Origin of the sequence: Pseudomonas sp. PSKL.D1 (genome assembly GCF_028898945.1) — a bacterium.
GTDB lineage: Bacteria > Pseudomonadota > Gammaproteobacteria > Pseudomonadales > Pseudomonadaceae > Aquipseudomonas.
The window spans coordinates 1,328,662-1,347,500 of record NZ_CP118607.1 but is presented as its reverse complement, the minus strand read 5'-3'; the positions used below and the strand labels follow the sequence as shown (position 1 = coordinate 1,347,500).

Here is an 18,839-nt window from a genome sequence, read left to right as displayed (position 1 = left end):
GAGCACGCCAAAATCTGGATCATCCTGATGGTCACCTACCTGATGGCCCTGGGCGACTTCACCCATATCGTCGTAGGTTCGGTCGAGGTGTCCTACCTGGTGTGGGCGGGCGAGCAGACTTGGCAGGCCTTCTGGATGCAATTCGCCCTGCCGACCCTGGCCGGCAACATCATCGGGGGCAGCTTCATCTTTGCCTTGATCAGCCACGCCCAGGTACGCAGCGACAGCGGCAAACCGCCCTCCAAACTGTTAAAAGATGAAAAGCAGGACCGTAACGATAAACAGGGCAACGCGCACTGAAACTCAGCGCGCAGCCACCGCGCGCGCCTTGCCTCTGCCCTGCTCACGCGCAGGCCGGGGCTGCCACCAGTTCTGGCCTTCATGGGGAGAGTCGAGGCTTACCCGCTCGCCCATCTGAGGCGTGGTCAAGCGTACTTGCGCCTGTGCAGCCAACGCGACGATGCGCTCGAAGGGTTCCTGCCAGCTGTGGGTCGACAAGTCGAACGTGCCATTATGGATCGGCAGCATCCAGCGACCGCGCAAATCAAGGTGGGCCTGCAGGCTCTGTTCCGGCTGCATGTGCACGCTTGGCCAAGCCACGTTATAGGCGCCGGTTTCGATCAGCGTCAGGTCAAACGGCCCAAAGCGCTCACCTATCGCACGAAAACCGTCGAAATAACCTGTGTCGCCGCTGAAGAACACTTTCATCTGGTCGTCGATCACAACCCACGAAGCCCACAGCCGCCGGTTGCTGTCAAACAATCCACGCCCGGAAAAATGCTGTGCCGGGGTGGCCACGAACCGTACCCCCTCCACTTCACTCTCCTGCCACCAGTCCAGTTGCGTGACTTTGGCTGCAGGCACGCCCCATTCGACCAGCAGGTCCCCCACGCCCAACGGCGCCAAAAACCGCTCGGTGCGAGGGGCCAATTGGCGTATGGTCTGTTCATCCAGATGATCAAAATGATCATGGGACAAAATGACCGCCGCCAGCGGCGGTAAATCATTCAGCCCCAAAGGTGGCGCATGGAAGCGCAACGGCCCGGCCCACTGCACAGGCGAGGCGCGCTCGGCGAACACCGGGTCGGTAATAAAGAAGCGCCCTCGCAACTTCAGCAGTACCGTGGAATGCCCCAGGCGCCACAGGCTGTGATCAGGCGCATCCAGCAGCTGTACCCGCGTCATCGGCTGCACGCTGATGGGTTTATCAGGCCGTGTTTCGGGTGGCTTGCGCAAAAACAGGTACTTCAAGCCAATGCGCAACTTCTTCAGCACACCATCCTGCGGCAGGCTGGCCTGATTGTGAAAACGTCCGTCCCGCTGTGGCGCCGAATCGCCGGCGGAGCTCTCCATGGGTGTCATGAGCAACAGCACTCCAAGCAAGAGGAAGGCCTTCATGTTACCCCACAGTGGTCGCATCAACCGTGAATTGGCTTGCAAGGTCATTTTTCGGCGATGAAACGTTGTTCAACAATATTCACGTGAGTTATGCGATAACCGGCGCCACGGCAGAAGAACGACGACGATCATGGACAACCGCAGCGGCAAGGGACTTTCATTTGTAAAGCGCATCTACGTGCCGCGCTGCATCGGCCTGGGCATCGGCTTGTTCAGTGTAGCTGCAGCTGTGGCACCGCTGTCGCCCCCCTCCTGGGTCTGGGGCTTGCTGCTGTTCAACGGCCTTCTCTGGCCTCACGCGGCTTACCAGTGGGCAATGCGCTCTGCACAGCCATACCAGGCAGAGCGGCGCAACCTGCTGCTGGACTCGCTGATGGGCGGCTTCTGGACTGCCGCCATGCATTTCAATCCTTTGCCCGTCGTTACCGTACTGTCGATGATGACCATGAATAACGTGGCCGCTGGCGGCAAGCGCCTTGTGGTGCAGGGGGTGGTGGCACAAATGGCAGGCATGTTGCTGTGCACGGCCCTGCTGGGCACCGGCCTGCAATTGACGGCTACCCCCCTGCAGGTTTATGCCTGCCTGCCCATGTTGACGCTATACCCATTGGCATTGGGCTGGGTGTGCTATCGGCTGGCGATCAAGCTTGCCGAGCACAAACGGCGCCTCAGCGCCCTCAGCCGTACCGACAGCCTGACCGGGCTGCTCAACCACGGCGCCTGGAAGGACCTGTTGCTGTTGAAGTTTCAGGCCTGCCAGCAGCAACAGCTACCGGCAGTGATTGCCCTCATCGATGTCGATCATTTCAAGACCATCAACGACACCTTCGGCCACGTGGTAGGTGACTGCGTGCTGCGCCAGCTGAGCGAAGAACTCAAACGCAACCTGCGCGAGGTCGACCAGGCCGGCCGTTATGGGGGCGACGAATTCTGCGTGATTCTGCCCGGCACGACTGAAGCGCAGGCCTGCCAGGCCATGGACCGCTTGCGTGAACAGGTTGCCAGCTACCGCACACCCCAATTGCCGCACTTGCGCATCAGCCTGAGCATAGGCCTTTCGGCCTTCCACCCCGAACTCGATTCCCCCGAGCATTGGCTTGAACAAGCCGACAAAGCCCTCTACGGTGCCAAACACCGTGGCCGCGATCAGGTCAATTTTGCCGATGGCGCAGCCGCCCCGCTCAAGCTGGCCTATCCTGACTGAAACCCCTTGCTGATCATGTAGAGGGGGTAGCAGTTCGCCAAGGAGTTGCGCACGCATGGCCAGGACCGCCAGCCCCACCCCTCGCCTACAGGTTCGGCGCCTGATCGCCGGTTTTTGCGCCGTATTCGGTTTTGCCTGCCTGGTAACGCTGGGGGCCCTGTTCAATATTGCCGCCACGCTGGATAACCAGGAGCAGCAACGCAGTGCCTTCCACGCCAACCAGGCGCTCGAACAACGCCTGCAGGCCTCACGCCAGTTCCTTTCCAGTTACGCCGTGTGGGACGCCGCCTACGAGCACCTTGCCGGCAAGGTGGATTGGCAATGGGCCTACCAGGAAAAGAACGTCGGGGAGTCGCTGTACAGTGCCAGCGGCTATGAAGGCGTGTTTGTCGTCGACGATCAGCGCACCACCTACGCATTGTTCAAAGGCGCCCCCAGCCAGGCGGCCGCCAGCAGTTTCATGGACGCACCGTTGGCAACGATCATTGCCGACGCCCGCAACGCCGCAAGCGCGCGCGAGCAGGTCACCCGCTTCGTGCTGTTCAATGGCTGGCCAGCCGTGCTAACCGCCGCGGCCGTGCGCCCCGACAGGGACGTGACACTGGCGGAAGTGAGCCATACGCCCGTCATGCTGTTTATCGACCAGCTCACTGAACCGAAGCTTACCCGCATGGGTGCCGGGGCCGGCCTTGCTGACATGCACGTCGAAAAAACCACGCATGACAGCCAAGGGCACCAACGCATTGCCTTGGGTGATACGGGCTATTACCTGGCCTGGACCAGCCCATTGCCAGGGCGCCAGCTTCTATGGGCGGTGTTGCCGCCGCTGCTGTGTGCGCTGCTGATACTGGGCCTGGTGATGCTGTACCTGTTCCGCCATGCCCTGCGCAGCTCTGCGGCCATCGACCAGAGCGTGCAAAAGCTGCAACAGAGCAATCTCGCCCTCGAAGCCAGCGAGCAGCGTTTTCGCGCGGTGGCGGAAGCGGCCTCCGACTGGATCTGGGAAACCGACCGCCACCAGCGTCTGACTTACCTGTCGCAACGCTTCGTCAGGGTGACGGGTGACCCGGTCGACATGTGGCTTGGCCAACCGCTCAATCAACTGCTCAGTTGCGAAACTACCCCCCTGTCGCCCTGGTTAGACGCTCAGGCCGAGGCCGACAGCGAGCAACCCGCCAACCTGCGCTGCGCCTATCGCGACCACAATGGCCAGAATCGTTTCTGCCGCGTTTCGGCCCGCGCCATCGTGTATGACGGCAAGCTTACAGGCTACCGCGGCACAGCCAGCGACATCACCGATGAGGTTGCCGCCCATGCGCGCATCCAGCACCTGTCGCTGCACGACCCGCTAACAGGCCTTGCCAACCGCAACAAACTTGCCAGGCACCTGGAGCAGGTGCTGTTACGGGGCAACGAGTCACCTCCCTTGACCTTGCTGCTGCTCGACCTGGACAACTTCAAACCCATCAATGACTCCCTCGGCCACCCGGCAGGTGATGCCGTGCTGCAGGAGGTAGCGGCGCGCCTGCGCGACACCACCCGCGACGGGGACCTGGTCGCCCGGCTGGGGGGCGATGAATTCGTGCTGGTGCTTGCCGGCATGGATAACCGGGTCGAAATCGACAAATTGTGCAAACGCCTGATCGAATTGCTGCAACAACCCATCCCGTACGAGGACCAGCTGCTGCATGTCGGCGCCAGTATCGGCATTGCCCAAACGCGTACGCAAGGGTTCGATGCCGGGGAATTGATCCGCTGCGCGGACATCGCCCTCTACCAGGCCAAGGCCGACGGCAAAAACACCTGGCGTTATTTTGCCGCCGAGATGAACCAGCAGATCCAGTACCGTCGCCAACTGGAAAACGACCTGCGCCGCGCCCTGAAGAACAACGAGTTCGTCCTTTACTACCAACCCCGTTACCGCATGGGCGATTTGCGCATCGTCTCGGTCGAAGCGTTGCTGCGCTGGCGCCACCCGCAGGAGGGGCTGCTTGGCCCGGATACTTTCATCAGGCTGGCCGAGCAAAGCGAGCTGATCGTGACCCTGGGCCGCTGGGTGCTGCACGAGGCCTGCCGATGCGCACAAGGCTGGCCTGGCCACCTCATCGTGTCGGTGAACCTGTCACCGGCGCAGTTCTTGCGCAGCGATGTGGTTGCCGATGTGCGCGACATCCTCATGGAAACCGGCTTCCCCGCTCAACGCCTGGAACTGGAAATCACCGAAAACGTAATGCTCAACGACATCGAAGGTGCGCTGGGCACCATGCTCGCGCTCAAAGAGCTAGGCGTGCGCCTGAACATGGACGACTTCGGCACGGGCTATTCGTCCCTGGGCTACCTGCGCACCTACCCCTTCGACAGCATCAAGATCGACAAACGTTTCATCGCAGGCCTGGGCAACCCCGGCAGCAACGACCGCGCCGTGGTGCAAGCGATCATCAACCTGGGCGAGGCGATGGGGCTGACCGTCACGGCCGAGGGCGTGGAAACCGAGCAGCAACTGAAGGCGCTTGAAGGCGACCGCTGCCACGAAGTACAGGGGTTTTTCCTGAGCAAGCCGCTGGAACGGGCGGCATTCGAACGGCTGCTGGACGAAACCCCGGGGCGCGCAGCGGACGCTTCCTGAACACCCCGGCACCCGGTTTAAAGCGGGGAGCGCTGGGCCACGATCTCCGGCAGGTCGCTGCGCCGCAGATACACGCGCAATGGCTCGCCGATGTTCAGCCGGTCATCCACATGCTGCTCCAGCAGCAGTGCCAATCGCTCCCGGCACAAGGCCATCTGCTGCCCTTTTTCGGGCCGCCACACGAATTCGCTGCAAGGGGTAATGCTGTCGTCCGGCACATCCATGCCGAACGCGTCTTCGGAAAACCGCACGATATGGACGCCACGCTTGCCGTGAAAGCCGACAAAACCCTTGAGTTGATCGGCGGCGCTGCAGATGTCCTGTGATGTGATGGCCATGTCGTAACCTCGTGATAAAAACGAAAGTGACGCACGCCAGGCGAAAACGGCTGCCTCTGCTGGGCAACGCGCACCGTGAGCCTAACTCAGGTGCGGGCCTTACCGCCAAGATTTTCACCAACCAGCGGGTCGACCTCGGGCGCCAGCAGCACCGCCAACCAGTTCATGAAAGCCTGAACCCGGCGTGGCACATGGCGCTGTCGGGCATACAACAACGACACCGGCATCGGTTGTGCCTGCCAGCCGTCCATCACCGTAACCAACTCCCCTCGACGAAGGTGCTCCATGACCCCCACCCTGGGCACCTGGATCAACCCCAAGCCGGCCAGGCATGCCGCCGAGTAGGCTTCGGCATTGTTGACCGTGACCCCGCCGGCCATGGCCTGGCTGTGCAACTGGCCATCACGCACATACTCAAACCCGGTGCTGTGCCCGCCCAATGTGCGCACGTAATGCACCAGGCGGTGCTGGCCCAGGTCTTCAAGTTTGTGCGGCACACCATGCCGAGCAAGGTAAGCGGGGCTTGCACAGTTGCACATACTCAGGTGCCCGACAGGTCGAGCCACCACATCAAGGTCGCTCAAGGCGCCGATGCGCATTACACAATCAAAGCCCTCGCGTAGCAGATCGACCTGGCGGTCGGTGCAGCTCAACTCAACTTCAAGGCGTGGGTAGCGCTCAAGAAAGCCGGGCAAAGCCGGAATGATCACGCGGCGGGCCATCATGGTCGGCAAGTCGACGCGCAGGCAACCCGCCAACTCGGCATCGTCAGCGCGGAACAGGCTCTCGATTTCGTCCATGCCAGACAGCAGGTCTTTGCTGCGCTCGTACAGCAGTGCGCCATCCTGGGTTGCCTGCACCCGCCGCGTGGTGCGGTTGAACAGCCGCGTCCCCAGCAACTGCTCCAGCGCCCTGATTTGCTCGGAAACAGTGGAGCGCGGAAGCCCCAGGCTGTCGGCGGCCAAGGTGAAGCTGCTTACTTCACTGACTCTCACGAACGTGCGCAGCAATTCAAGTTTGTTCATTTACGCCTCACTGTTCGACCAACGCGAACAGTATTTCCATTTTTACTGGATTTAACAGCCAGCGGGCGATCAATAACCTGTGTTCATCACCCACCCATGAGGGATTCGACATGACCCGCAAAATCGCATTGATCACCGGCGCCAGCCGTGGCTTGGGCCGCAACACTGCCGAGCACTTGGCTGAACGGGGCGTTGACGTCATCGGGACCTACCTCAGCAAAGCCGAAGAAGCGCAAAGCGTGGCCAGGCACCTGCAGGCCGCTGGCGTCAGAGCCGAGATGCTGAAACTTGATGTCAGCGACAGCAGCAGCTTTGCCGATTTTGCCCAGCGCCTCGGCCAAACCTTGCAGCAACAATTTGGCCGCGAGCACTTTGACTTTCTGGTAAACAATGCCGGCATCGGCTTGAACGTGCCATTCGCCGAAACCACTGAAGCTCAGTTCGACCAGTTGATGAACATTCAGCTCAAAGGGCCGTTTTTCCTCACCCAGCAGATGCTCCCGCTGCTGGCCGATGGTGGGCGCATCGTCAACATTTCGTCCGGGCTGGCGCGCTTTGCACTGCCTGGCTATGCCGCCTATGCGGCCATGAAGGGCGCCATGGAAGTGTTGACCCGTTATCAGGCCAAAGAGCTGGGGGCACGCGGCATCCGCGTCAACATCCTTGCACCGGGTGCCATCGAGACCGACTTTGGCGGCGGCGTGGTGCGCGACAACCGCCAGGTCAACGACTACATCGCCAGCAATACGGCCTTGGGCCGGGTCGGCTTGCCGGATGACATCGGCGCAGCGATTGCCCTGCTGCTGGAAGACGGCAACGGCTGGATCACCGGGCAACGGCTGGAGGTGTCGGGCGGCATGTTCCTGTAACGCTCACTCGGGGGCGTCCTCATGCACCTGCACGCTGGCAGTCATGCCCGCGCTCAGGTGCACGCCTTCCGGGATCTGGTCCAGCCGGATGCGCACCGGGATGCGCTGCGCCAGGCGCACCCAGTTGAATGTTGGCTCGACCTCGGGCAGCAACTGGCTGTCGGGGTTGCTGTTGCTGTCGGTGATCCCGCGGCCAATGCTCTGCACATGGCCTTGCATTGCCTCGCCCGCCCCCATCAGCCACACCTTCACCGAATCGCCCACGCGTATGCGCGGCAGTTTTGTTTCTTCGAAATAGGCCTGAATATAGAAGGTGGCGTCATCCACCAGCGCCATCACCGACTCGCCGGTGTTCACGTAGTTACCCTGCGCCAGGCGCAGGTTGGTGATATGGCCGTCGCGCGGCGCGCGCACTTCACTGCGTGCCAGGTTGATTTTGGCAACCTCCAACTGTGCCTTGGCTTCCTGCAGTTCGCCGCGCGCAATGGCGGCGTTGATCTGGGCGTTTTCACGCAACTCGGCGCTGATTGCCTCGGGGCCCAGCGCCGTGCGCCGCGCCGCCTCTCGCTCACGCAGGTGCAGCTGTTGCGCCCGGGTGTCAGCCACGGCACTGGCCTGGTCGAACGCGGCCTTGAAGCGTTCGCGATCGATGCTCATCAACAAGTCGCCAGCCTTGACCTGCTGGTTGTCCTGAACCTTCAACTCACGCACCCAGCCGGACACGTCCGGCGCAATGACCACCACATCGGCGCGCACCCGGGCATCACGCGTCCACGGCGTGAGCATGTAGTACTGCCACAACTTGAAGCCAGCCAGAACGGCAATGACGACCACACACAAGGTCACCAGTGTACGGACTACGGCACGCATCGAATCACTCCTTACAAAGGCCCCAGCAGGCGAACCACCAGGTACAGCACGCAAACGAACAACGCCGCGTCGAACAACGCTTCGTGCCAAACCCAACGCCCCAATGGCGTGGCCTGAACCACCAGGCGCAGCAGGCCGGTAAGCACCAGCGCCATCAATACATAGATCAGAAACGGGCTGAGCAGCACGCCACCCAGCGCCCATTCACGCAAGCCCATGGGCGTCCTCCTGCCAGCGGCACCATTTGCCCCAGCTTTTCTGCAACTGCAGCACCGCCCCTTCGGCCAGGCGCAACGGGTCACTGGCCGACTGGCGTCGCAGGGCGGCCAGGAACTGCTCGCTGACCGCATCCAGGCGATGCCCCCGGCCTGCTGCCGGCCCATCGGCCAACACGGCCTCGACGTGTTTCAGGTACTCCCGCTCGGCTGCCCCCAGCGGCGCTTGCGCGACGGCAAGGCACATACGCAGGTGGACCAGTTCGTCGCCAATATCCAGGCCATGCAGGCCATCGTCCCAGCGCTTGCGTTCGGCCTCCGGCAACTCGCCTGCCTGGCGGGCCAACTGCATCAGGCGGTCGGCCATGCGCCCGCCAAACCAGCTGTCGGCACCGCGCAGGTCTCGCCGGGTCAGGCGCACAAGGTCGCTTTGGGTCGCGGCCCGCAAGCGCCTGCCAAGCCAGGCCGGGTGGCGCAACACCAACAAGCGAAAGGCCATTACCGCGGCGCCCACCCCAACCAGCATGGCCAAGGCGCTGTTGAGCATGCTCGCCACACCAAACTGCATGGCGTTAAGGGGCGACACCAGTACGATGAAATGCAGGCAATAAGAGGTAGCTGTTGCCCCTGTACGCGGGTGCGCCATGCCCAACGCCCCTGGAAACAACGGCACGCCCATCCCTAAGCAGAGCATGGCGAAGCTGCTCCACTGCGGCAGCAGGATCTGCCCCACCAGGAATGCGGCGGGGATCGCAAGCAAAATGCCCCGTAAAAAGCTCAAACCGATCTGCGCACCGTTTTCCCGGCTGGCAAACAGGCTGCAGACCACGCACGTCAGCACCAGCCCGCCCGGTGCGGATGGCCAGGCGGTGGCCAGCCAGAAGGCACTCATCACCAAAAACGCCAACGCGCTACGCGAGCCGAACAGCAAGGCCAGCGACCAGTCCCGATGCACGGCCAAGCCCTGGGGCACATCCTTGGGCGCCCTGCCCGCCTCAACGTCGTCGAGCGCCCGTGTGGCGGCCATGGCATAGTCCAGCAACAAAGCCATGCGGGCCAGGCAGAAGTGCTCGGCCGAGGTGATCTGCTCGCCCTGCGCGGCATCCCACACGCGCTGGCGCAGTACCAGCAGGCTCGGCTGGTCCGGCTTGGCCAGCAACGCCCGCACTTCCTCCAGCCAGGGGGCCAGGCGTGCGGCTTCATGTTCATCCAGTTGCCGCCACTGCCGGCGTACCGAGCGCGCAATGCGCAGCAACACCATCAGCTTCTGGCTCAGCCCGCGAATACCCCTGGCTCGCTGGCGCCCTCGTGGCCCTTCGAACCAGGCGTGTTCGCGCTGGGCATCAATGGCCACGACGCGCCCCAGGATTTCCAGCAGGCCTTTGCGCGCTTCGTCCTCGCCGCCAAGCATTGCGCTACCTGCCTGCAACCCTTGCTGCCAGGCCTGACGTGCCTGGCCCGCCAGTTGCTGCTCGACGCGCATGGGCCACAACAAGGCGCTGGTGGCGGTTGCGCAAAAAATACCCAGGCAAATCTCGGTACAGCGCGCCACGGCCTGGTCGAACACCTGCAGCGGGTGGCTGATCGCGGGCAAGGCGATAATGGCGGCGGTGTAGCCGGCCAATACGAAGGCATACGCCCAGGCACTGCGCAGCTGCGTGGACGCCGCCGTGCACAGGGCCAGCCACAGGGCCAAAGCAATGAGAAACAGCCATGGGGTTTGGGCGAACAGGGCCATCAACACCACCGACATGCAGGTGCCGACCAATGTGCCAGCCAACCGCGCCAGGCCCTTCTGCACCACCATGCCCGACAATGGCTGGGCCACGATGAACGCGGTCATCAATGCCCAGGACGGTTGCTCCAACCCCCAGCGCATGGCCAGCCACAACGCCAGGCCGCCACCGAGCAGGGTCTTGATGGCGAACTTGATGGCGGCGTTGCTGGGTGCGAACAGGGCCTGGAAGGTGATTGGCACGAATCGGACCTTGCGGGGGGATGGTGAGGTTAACGATAGACAATGGGTGGGAAGGATAATGCGGGAATGAATAATTAGCTAGCTAATCATCTTTATGTCGGGGTGTTCGCCCTGCGGTGTTTGTCGGGTTTGAGATCGAGCGCCGCTGCGCGCCGTATCGCGGCGGTCCGACGTCTCGGTAAATCCGCTCATACAATGTGCAACGTGCCGAACCTGTGACGCCAGGCGCTCGCCTGTAGGAGCGGATTTATCCGCGATGCGGCGCACAGCGGCGCTCGATCTCAAACCCAACGAACACTCCCGCCAATCACACCAAAAAACGCACACAAAAAAATGGGCGACCGAAGTCGCCCTAAATGCCTTGCGTGCTCATGAACCTGGAAGGTCAGCGCGGCTTGCGCTTGTGCGAGTCCTTCCAGATGAAAATGCCCAGGCCGGCAAAGAATGCGAACATCAACCCGACCGTCACCACACCGGCGATAACCACGTTGTCGAAGAACATGTCGGCCTCCCGATTCGCTTGCCGTTGCCTGATGTGTGCAAGGTAGCGAAAACAAGGGCGGGGGAAATTGACCGAAGTCAATGGTGCCCGGGGACGGGCACGCGAGGCGGGCGCAGGGTTGACCTGCGTCAAGTTTCAGCGCTTTTTGGGCTTGCCCTTGGGCTTCTTTTTCTTGGCCTTGCCCAGCGGCATGGCCTGTTCGAACTGCTGGCGCACCTCGTTGAGGCGCTTTTCCTTGAGGTCGTGGACGCGCTTGGCACGTTCGGCATCGAAGTCGATGAGGTTGTCTTGGCTCATGGGTGGGCTCGACGGTCTGCAGAGACCTGCATGATGAAGCCAGGCGCCAGCCGTGACCAGCCCCGTGTCAGACTTCGATGTCGACCAGCAACCCCTGGCGTGGGTGCTCGCCCATCAGCGGCGCCACCGGCACGGTGTTGTCGGCATTGACTTCGTCACCCGGCACCGCTGCATAGCGCTCTTCATCGCCCTTGCTGTTGCGCCGCTGCTGCTGGCGGCGTTGTTCGTCACGCAACAGCAACGCCTGCTCCTGCGGGTCGCGCTGGTGCTTGAGGTCGATGGCACTTTCACTGGACGAAGGCTGCGCGGGGACCACCGGCTTGATGTCGGGGGTCGGCTTGACCGGGTCCTGTTGCGAGGTCACCGGGGCAGCACTGAGCGGAATGATCGGCGGCAGCATGGAAATTCTCCTGTGCCCACTGTATCGGCCACACTTCAGCCAACTTGAGCAGCGATGGCCTGCATTCTACAGCGATTACTGCGCCTCGTCGTCCGGGTCATCATCGGCGGGCGGGCTGGCCTCGCTCCAGGGCCGCTTGTACACCTGCTGCCACACAGCATCCATGTGATCGCGCACTGCCTGCGGCGCGTTCTTCAGCGAAGCGCTGTCTTCACGCTCGCCGCCAATCGGCTCTTCACCGGCCGGGCTGATTTGTGACTGCCCGGTAATGGTGTAGCTGGCCTGGCCTTCGCGCATCTCGATGGCGATGTCGTGGGGGTCGATGCCACCACCGCAAAAGGAATGGCTGGCCACGGTCACTTCGGCGACGCCGTCCTTGTTCAGGTCACTGACATCGGTAACGTCACTGTAAAAGTCGACATCCAGGTCCAGGCCCGGGCAGGTGGTTTCCTGTTCAATCTGCCAGCGCGGCTTGAACGCGTCCTTTTCACCGGCTCGCGCATACAAGGTGGCCTTGAGCACCACCTTGTCGACTTCCTGCTCGGACTCGGCATCCACCGCCTGGCCGTCGCTGCGGCTCAGCACCAGCAGCCCTTCACCGTCGCGGTCGCGAAAGTGCACGCTCTTGATAGGCGTTTGCACGCCCAACACTTCAAGTTGCTCGACCGGGATTGCAGGCAGGGTTTCGAAGTTTTTCTGTTCGCAGGCGGCCAACAGCAGCAAGCTGCCAACGGCCATTGAGGCGTTCAACCAGCGGTGCGTGAGCGGCATGTCAGTCCATAGCCCTCGTCGTCAAGACGGTTTTCTGCGATGAAACAGCTAGACTCATGGTCTTCTAGACTTTGGTCCGCCCGGCCGATCCGTTAACATAGCCGGCTTTTCATCGCGGGAGTTCAGGCAGTATGGCGCAGCAGTATCAACCGGGGCAACGCTGGATCAGCGACAGCGAAGCGGAGCTTGGCCTGGGGACCATTCTGGCCCAGGATGGCCGCTTGCTGACCGTGCTTTACCCAGCCACCGGCGACACCCGCCAGTATTCCCTGCGCAACGCGCCGCTGACCCGCGTGCGCTTCTCGCCAGGTGACCAGATCACGCACTTCGAAGGCTGGAAGCTGACCGTGCGCGAAGTCGAGGACATCGACGGCCTGATGGTTTACCACGGCCTCGACCAGCAGAACCAGGCACGTACCCTGCCGGAAACCCAGCTGTCGAACTTCATCCAGTTCCGCCTGGCCAGCGACCGCCTGTTTGCCGGCCAGATCGACCCGCTGTCGTGGTTCAGCCTGCGTTACAACACCCTGCAACACACCAGCAAGCAAATGCTGTCGTCGCTGTGGGGCCTGGGCGGCTGCCGCGCTCAACCGATCGCTCACCAGTTGCACATTGCCCGCGAAGTGGCCGACCGCAGCGCGCCGCGTGTACTGCTGGCCGACGAAGTGGGCCTGGGTAAAACCATCGAAGCCGGCCTGGTGATCCATCGCCAGCTGCTTTCGGGCCGTGCCAGCCGCGTGCTGATCCTGGTGCCGGAAAACCTCCAGCACCAGTGGCTGGTGGAAATGCGCCGGCGCTTCAACCTGCAGGTAGCGCTGTTCGACGCTGAACGCTTTATCGAGAGCGACGCCAGCAACCCGTTCGAAGACGCCCAGCTGGCGCTGGTGGCACTGGAGTGGCTGGTCGACGACGAAAAGGCCCAGGACGCGCTATTCGCCGCCGGTTGGGACCTGATGGTGGTCGACGAGGCCCACCACCTGGTATGGCACGAAGAACAGGCCAGCCCCGAGTACAGCCTGGTCGAACAACTGGCCCAGGTAATCCCGGGCGTGCTGCTGCTCACCGCCACCCCGGAACAACTCGGCCAGGACAGCCACTTCGCGCGCCTGCGCCTGCTCGACCCCAACCGTTTCCACGACCTGGCCGCCTTCCGCGCCGAGAGCGAAAACTATCGCCCGGTGGCCGAAGCTGTACAGGAGCTGCTCGACGAAGGCCGCCTTTCGCCCAAGGCCCACGCCACCATCCAGGGCTTCCTGGGTGCCGAAGGCGAAGCGCTGCTGGCTGCGGTCAGCGATGGCGACAGCCAGGCCAGTGCCCGCCTGATCCGCGAACTGCTGGACCGCCACGGCACCGGCCGCGTGCTGTTCCGTAACACCCGTGCGGCAATCCAGGGCTTCCCGGAGCGCCAGTTGCACCCCTACCCGCTGGCCAACCCGGAGCAATACGGCATCCTGCCAGCCGGCGAGCATGCCGAGCTGTACCCGGAAGTGGCCTTCCAGGCACAAGGCGAAGCCAGCGAGGAAGAGCGCTGGTGGCGCTTCGACCCTCGCGTCGACTGGCTGATCGACACCCTGAAGATGCTCAAGCGCACCAAAGTATTGGTGATCTGCGCACATGCGGAAACCGCCATGGACCTGGAAGACGCCTTGCGCGTGCGCTCCGGCATCCCGGCAACCGTGTTCCACGAAGGCATGAACATCCTCGAACGCGACCGCGCCGCCGCCTACTTCGCCGATGAAGAGTTCGGCGCCCAAGTGCTGATCTGCTCGGAAATCGGCAGTGAAGGCCGCAACTTCCAGTTCGCCCATCACTTGGTGATGTTCGACCTGCCGGCCCACCCCGACTTGCTCGAACAGCGCATCGGCCGCCTCGACCGGATCGGCCAGAAGCACACCATTGAGTTGCACATCCCGTACCTGCAGGACAGCCCGCAGGAGCGCCTGTTCCAGTGGTACCACGAAGGCCTCAATGCCTTCCTCAATACCTGCCCGACCGGCAATGCCCTGCAACATCAGTTTGGCCCGCGTCTGCTGCAAATGCTTGAAGGCGGCGACGCCAAGGCCTGGGACGCGCTGGTGGCCGAGGCACGCGGTGAGCGCGAGCGCCTGGAAGCCGAACTGCACAGTGGCCGCGACCGCCTGCTGGAGCTGAACTCCGGCGGTGCTGGCGAAGGCCAGGCGCTGGTTGAAGCCATCCTTGAGCAAGACGACCAGTTCGCCCTGCCGATCTACATGGAAACCCTGTTCGACGCTTTTGGCATCGACAGCGAAGACCATTCGGAAAACGCGCTGATCCTCAAGCCGAGCGAGAAAATGCTCGACGCCAGCTTCCCGCTGGGCGACGACGAAGGTGTGACCATCACCTACGACCGTGCCCAGGCGCTGTCACGCGAAGACATGCAGTTCCTCACCTGGGAACACCCCATGGTGCAGGGCGGCATGGATTTGGTGCTGTCCGGCTCGATGGGCAACACGGCCGTGGCGCTGATCAAGAACAAAGCGCTCAAGCCAGGCACTGTCTTGCTGGAGCTGTTGTTCGTCAGCGAAGTGGTGGCGCCGCGCAGCCTGCAACTGGGCCGCTATCTGCCACCCGCGGCGTTGCGTTGCCTGCTCGATGCCAACGGCAACGACTTGGCATCGCGTGTAGCGTTCGAAACCCTGAACGACCAGCTGGAAAGCGTGCCACGGGCCAGCGCCAACAAGTTCGTGCAGGCCCAGCGCGATGTGCTCGCCACGCGTATCAGCGGCGGCGAAGCCAAGGTCATGCCGACCCATGTGGAGCGCGTGGCTGAAGCCCAGCGACGCCTGGCTGCCGAGGCTGACGAAGAACTGGCACGCCTGACAGCGCTCAAAGCCGTGAACCCGAGCGTGCGTGACAGCGAGATCGACGCTTTGCGCAAGCTGCGCGAAGATGGCCTGGCGATGCTGGACAAGGCAGCACTGCGCCTGGAAGCGATCCGCGTACTGGTCGCTGGCTGACGTGTGCAAGCCCTATCGTCGCTCAATCGACGATAGGGCCACCCCTTATATCCTCCCGCTATCAACTACATATCCAAATCGTTGAAATCAAAGCGCCATTAGTCAGGAAGGGTTAAACACCTCTTCCTATACTGCCCCTGTGCGTCAACACGACGAAGAGGCAAGCAATGGAATGGCTGGGTCTGCAACTATTCGCCGAACTCCCTGCAACCGGACGGATCGTCATCGATTGCAGGCATGAACCGTTACTGGTTCTGATCGCTTTTGCCGTGGCCAGCGCTGCCTGCTTTGCCACGCTCGACATGGCCGAGCGCCAGTCACACAGCGAGAACCCGCGCGCGCAACGCCAATGGCGAATGCTCGGCGCCTGCTGCCTCGCCGGTGGTATCTGGGCCATGCACTTCATCAGCATGCTGGCCTTCCAGGCCCCCCTGGAAGTGCATTACGACGCCTCGCTGACCGGCCTTTCATTGCTGATTGCCCTGGTGGTGGCCTGGCTGGCCATGTCCAGCCTCGACCGCAGTGAAATGCGCCCGCTGCATTACCTGCAAAGTGCCTTGCTCATTGGCCTGGGTATCGTGCTGATGCACTTTGTCGGCATGGCCGCCTTGCAAACCGGCGCCCAGCAGTACTACCAAACCGGCCTGTTGCTCACCAGTGCAGCCATCGCCCTGCTCACCAGCCTTGCGGCCTTGCTGTTGGCCCGCTACTTCCGCAACGGCGCTGGCACATTGCACCAAGCCATGAAATATGGCGCCAGCCTGCTGATGGCTGGCGGCATCATCGCCACCCACTTCACCGCCATGGCGGCCATGACCCTGGTGATCCCGGCCGACACCGCGTTGCGCCTGCCTTCTGGCGATAACAGCCTGCAACTGGGGCTGACGGTCGCGTTCATCACCCTGTTGATCAGCGGCAGCTGCATCAGCGCTGCCCTGGCGGACAAAAAGCTGCAAAGCAAGGAAGAAGACTTGCGCCGCTACAGCATGCTGCTCAACCAGCTGGACCAGGCCCGAGCCTCGTTGCAGCAAGCGGCCCATTACGACGCCCTGACCAACCTCATCAACCGGCGCGGCTTCAACCAGGTGTTCGCCGAACGCCTCGCTGAACAAGACCCCAGCCAGGACCGGCTGGCGGTCATGTTCCTCGACATCGACCACTTCAAGCGCATCAACGACAGCCTCGGCCATGATGCCGGCGACCAACTGCTGAAAGTCATCGCGGGCCACATCAAGGCCGCCACTCGCAGCCACGACCTGGTCGCTCGCTTTGGCGGCGACGAGTTTTGCGTTGTCACCAGCCTCAAGGGCCACGACGATGCACGGCACCTGGCGCAGCGCATCATGCAGCGGATGAAAGACCCGATCGACCTGAGCGGGCGACGCATGGTCATGTCCACCAGCATCGGCATCAGCATTTACCCCGACGATGGGCTGACGGCTGAAGAGCTGCTCAAACACGCCGACCTGGCCCTGTATCAGTCCAAGGGGAGCGGGCGCAACAGCCTGCATTTCTTCAACAACAGCCTGAAAAGCCGCGCCACACTGGAGTTGCAACTGGAAGAAGAACTGCGCGTGGCCCTGCTGGAAGAACGCGGCCTGTGTGTGCACTACCAGCCTATCTTCGACCTGCAAAGCGGCCAGGTGGCCAAGCTGGAAGCGCTGGTGCGCTGGCAGCACCCGCAGCACGGCTTGCTGAGCCCGGACCGCTTCATCGGCATCGCTGAAGCCAACGGCCTGATCGTGGACCTCGACCTGTGGGTGCTACGCCACGCCTGCGAGGACCTGGCGCAGCTACATCGTCACGGCTACACCAGCCTCAAAGTCACGGTGAACTGCTCGGCAGTGACATTGGGCCACGAACCACTGGCCAACGAGGTAGAGATGGCGCTGTTCCAGGCGGGCATTGCGCCCCGCCACCTGGAAATCGAAGTGACCGAGAACGCGTTGATGGGCGATATCCAGCGCACTATCTGCCTGCTCAAACGCATCCGCGCACAGGGGGTAAGCCTGTCGGTCGATGACTTCGGCACCGGCTATTCCTCGCTGGCCTACCTCAAACACCTGCCACTGGATGTGCTCAAGATCGACCGATCGTTCCTGCAAGGCGTACCGGGCAGCCAGAAAGACCGCGAAATCGTGCAAGCCATCATCATCATGGCCCACACCCTGCACCTGCAGGTGGTCAGCGAAGGCGTCGAGACCATCGAGCAGTACGCGTTTCTGGAGGCCAACGGCTGCAACTTCCTGCAAGGTTACCTGCTAAGCCGCCCGGTGCCGCTTGCAGACCTGCGGCCGATCCTCGATCAGCTCGACCGCCAGCAAGCCGCCATTACGGCTTGCTGCGATACAGCTCTACAAGGGTCGCCGGATCTTTTTGCAGATACCCCTGGCTACCGTGAAGTCGCATCAACTGCGCGGCGAGGCCACTGAGCGGCGTTGCCGCGCCCTGCTCGCGGGCCAGTTTGACCGCGCCGTCGAGGTCCTTCAGCAGCGTGCGTACGTGCCATTTTACGGGTTCGAAGCGGCTTTCGGCCATTTGTGGGGCCAGGATCTGCAGCGGTTTGGAGTCGGCGAAACCACCGGCCAGGGCCTCTGCGATCAATGTTGCATCTACGCCAGACTGCTCAGCCAAAGCCACTACTTCTGCAATGACCAACGCATTGCACGCCACGATCATCTGGTTGCAGGCCTTGGTCACTTGCCCTGCCCCCACCCCGCCCATGTGGGTCACCCGCTGGCCAAGCACTTCCAGTACTGGCCGCGCACGCTGCAAATCAGCCGTATCGCCGCCGACCATGATCGCCAACGTACCCGCCTCCGCCCCCGGCGTGCCACCGGAAACCGGCGCATCCAGCCAGGCCATGCCGCACAGGGCCGCCAGTTCGGCAGCCATCTCACGGGTGGCAGTGGGTTCAAGGCTGGAAAAGTCGACCAGCAACTGGCCACGGCTGCCACCTTGAGCAACGCCCTGGTCACCAAACACCACATCACGTACCACCGCCGTGTCGGCCAGGCACAGCAGTACCAGGTCGCATTCCTGAGCCAGCACGGCGGGAGTGGCCACCATTCGGGCACCGGCGGCAACCAAGGATGCGCATTTTTCCGGGCTGCGGTTCCACACGATCAGCGGAAAACCGGCGGCCAGCAGGCGACGGCACATGGGCAGGCCCATCAGCCCGATACCGGCGAATCCAAGGGTGGGTAATGCAGTGCTCATGAAGGGCTCCTGGCCATCTTGTTATTTGGAAGGCCACGATCGGGCCCATTACGCATTTCGTAAACTGTTACCGCCACGCCAAATTGTTACCGACCGCCACCGGGCCTGAACACTATCAAGCACCAAATTGAGGCAGCTGTGCATTTATG

The 18,839-nt window shown here is 62.5% G+C and carries 17 protein-coding genes (1 of these 17 running past the window's edge); 6 read left to right on the top strand and 11 right to left on the bottom strand.

Going from position 1 to position 18,839, the window contains the following annotated elements:
* Positions 1-300 carry the final stretch of a formate/nitrite transporter family protein gene (locus tag PVV54_RS05945; protein WP_274909046.1) on the top strand. It extends 597 nt beyond the left edge of the window, so 300 of the gene's 897 nt are visible here — the last part of the coding sequence; the start codon falls outside the window, past its left edge; its stop codon occupies positions 298-300.
* A 3-nt stretch (positions 301-303) separates the two neighbouring features.
* Here PVV54_RS05945 and PVV54_RS05940 read toward each other — a convergent pair whose 3' ends face one another.
* Entirely contained in the window at positions 304-1,398 is a 1,095-nt protein-coding gene (locus PVV54_RS05940; protein ID WP_274909045.1) for an MBL fold metallo-hydrolase, read from the bottom strand.
* 130 nt (positions 1,399-1,528) lie between these two features.
* Here PVV54_RS05940 and PVV54_RS05935 point away from each other — a divergent pair, with 130 nt between their 5' ends.
* Positions 1,529-2,602 (top strand): diguanylate cyclase, encoded by a 1,074-nt coding sequence (locus PVV54_RS05935; RefSeq protein ID WP_274909044.1) that lies wholly within the window; start codon positions 1,529-1,531, stop codon positions 2,600-2,602.
* Positions 2,603-2,657: 55 nt separating this feature from the next.
* Positions 2,658-5,228, top strand: coding sequence for a bifunctional diguanylate cyclase/phosphodiesterase (locus PVV54_RS05930; protein WP_274909043.1), 2,571 nt, complete (start codon positions 2,658-2,660; stop codon positions 5,226-5,228).
* Positions 5,229-5,245: 17 nt separating this feature from the next.
* On the opposite strand, the gene PVV54_RS05925 is transcribed toward PVV54_RS05930, so the two are convergent.
* Positions 5,246-5,566: a DUF2025 family protein gene (locus PVV54_RS05925; RefSeq protein ID WP_274909042.1), complete on the bottom strand. Its 321-nt coding sequence runs from the start codon at positions 5,564-5,566 to the stop codon at positions 5,246-5,248.
* Between the two features lie 86 nt (positions 5,567-5,652).
* Positions 5,653-6,591, bottom strand: coding sequence for a LysR substrate-binding domain-containing protein (locus PVV54_RS05920; RefSeq protein WP_274909041.1), 939 nt, complete (start codon positions 6,589-6,591; stop codon positions 5,653-5,655).
* Between the two features lie 110 nt (positions 6,592-6,701).
* On the opposite strand from PVV54_RS05920, the gene PVV54_RS05915 reads away from it, so the two are divergent.
* The gene (locus tag PVV54_RS05915; protein WP_274909040.1) at positions 6,702-7,460 is read left to right on the top strand and encodes an SDR family NAD(P)-dependent oxidoreductase; all 759 of its coding nucleotides are present in this window, start codon (positions 6,702-6,704) and stop codon (positions 7,458-7,460) included.
* A gap of 3 nt (positions 7,461-7,463) precedes the next feature.
* Here PVV54_RS05915 and PVV54_RS05910 read toward each other — a convergent pair whose 3' ends face one another.
* From PVV54_RS05910 to PVV54_RS05885, 7 genes are all read right to left on the bottom strand, one after another.
* Entirely contained in the window at positions 7,464-8,330 is an 867-nt protein-coding gene (locus PVV54_RS05910; RefSeq protein WP_274909039.1) for an efflux RND transporter periplasmic adaptor subunit, read from the bottom strand.
* A gap of 11 nt (positions 8,331-8,341) precedes the next feature.
* Entirely contained in the window at positions 8,342-8,548 is a 207-nt protein-coding gene (locus PVV54_RS05905) for a DUF1656 domain-containing protein (RefSeq protein WP_274909038.1), read from the bottom strand.
* A complete protein-coding gene (locus tag PVV54_RS05900) occupies positions 8,535-10,523 on the bottom strand; it encodes an FUSC family protein (protein ID WP_274909037.1) in 1,989 nt (662 codons plus the stop codon). The genes PVV54_RS05905 and PVV54_RS05900 overlap by 14 nt, the downstream gene beginning before the upstream one ends.
* A gap of 385 nt (positions 10,524-10,908) precedes the next feature.
* Positions 10,909-11,025, bottom strand: a complete 117-nt coding sequence (ccoM, locus tag PVV54_RS26495; protein ID WP_027918924.1) for a cytochrome c oxidase subunit CcoM — start codon at positions 11,023-11,025, stop codon at positions 10,909-10,911.
* A 135-nt stretch (positions 11,026-11,160) separates the two neighbouring features.
* Positions 11,161-11,322: a hypothetical protein gene (locus tag PVV54_RS05895; RefSeq protein ID WP_274909036.1), complete on the bottom strand. Its 162-nt coding sequence runs from the start codon at positions 11,320-11,322 to the stop codon at positions 11,161-11,163.
* Positions 11,323-11,389: 67 nt separating this feature from the next.
* Positions 11,390-11,722, bottom strand: a complete 333-nt coding sequence (locus PVV54_RS05890) for an aspartate-semialdehyde dehydrogenase (RefSeq protein WP_274909035.1) — start codon at positions 11,720-11,722, stop codon at positions 11,390-11,392.
* A 75-nt stretch (positions 11,723-11,797) separates the two neighbouring features.
* Complete coding sequence (locus PVV54_RS05885; protein WP_274909034.1) at positions 11,798-12,493, bottom strand: M949_RS01915 family surface polysaccharide biosynthesis protein; 696 nt, start codon at positions 12,491-12,493, stop codon at positions 11,798-11,800.
* 131 nt (positions 12,494-12,624) lie between these two features.
* Between PVV54_RS05885 and rapA the strand changes: the two genes are divergently transcribed.
* Together rapA and PVV54_RS05875 are read left to right on the top strand one after the other, a co-directional pair.
* On the top strand, positions 12,625-15,471 hold the full coding sequence (gene rapA, locus PVV54_RS05880) for an RNA polymerase-associated protein RapA (RefSeq protein ID WP_274909033.1): 2,847 nt from the start codon (positions 12,625-12,627) through the stop codon (positions 15,469-15,471).
* Positions 15,472-15,638: 167 nt separating this feature from the next.
* Positions 15,639-17,903: a putative bifunctional diguanylate cyclase/phosphodiesterase gene (locus PVV54_RS05875; RefSeq protein ID WP_274909032.1), complete on the top strand. Its 2,265-nt coding sequence runs from the start codon at positions 15,639-15,641 to the stop codon at positions 17,901-17,903.
* On the opposite strand, the gene PVV54_RS05870 is transcribed toward PVV54_RS05875, so the two are convergent.
* Positions 17,803-18,690, bottom strand: a complete 888-nt coding sequence (locus tag PVV54_RS05870) for an NAD(P)-dependent oxidoreductase (protein ID WP_274909031.1) — start codon at positions 18,688-18,690, stop codon at positions 17,803-17,805. The two genes, PVV54_RS05875 and PVV54_RS05870, sit on opposite strands and share 101 nt — an antisense overlap.
* Positions 18,691-18,839 lie beyond the last annotated feature (149 nt).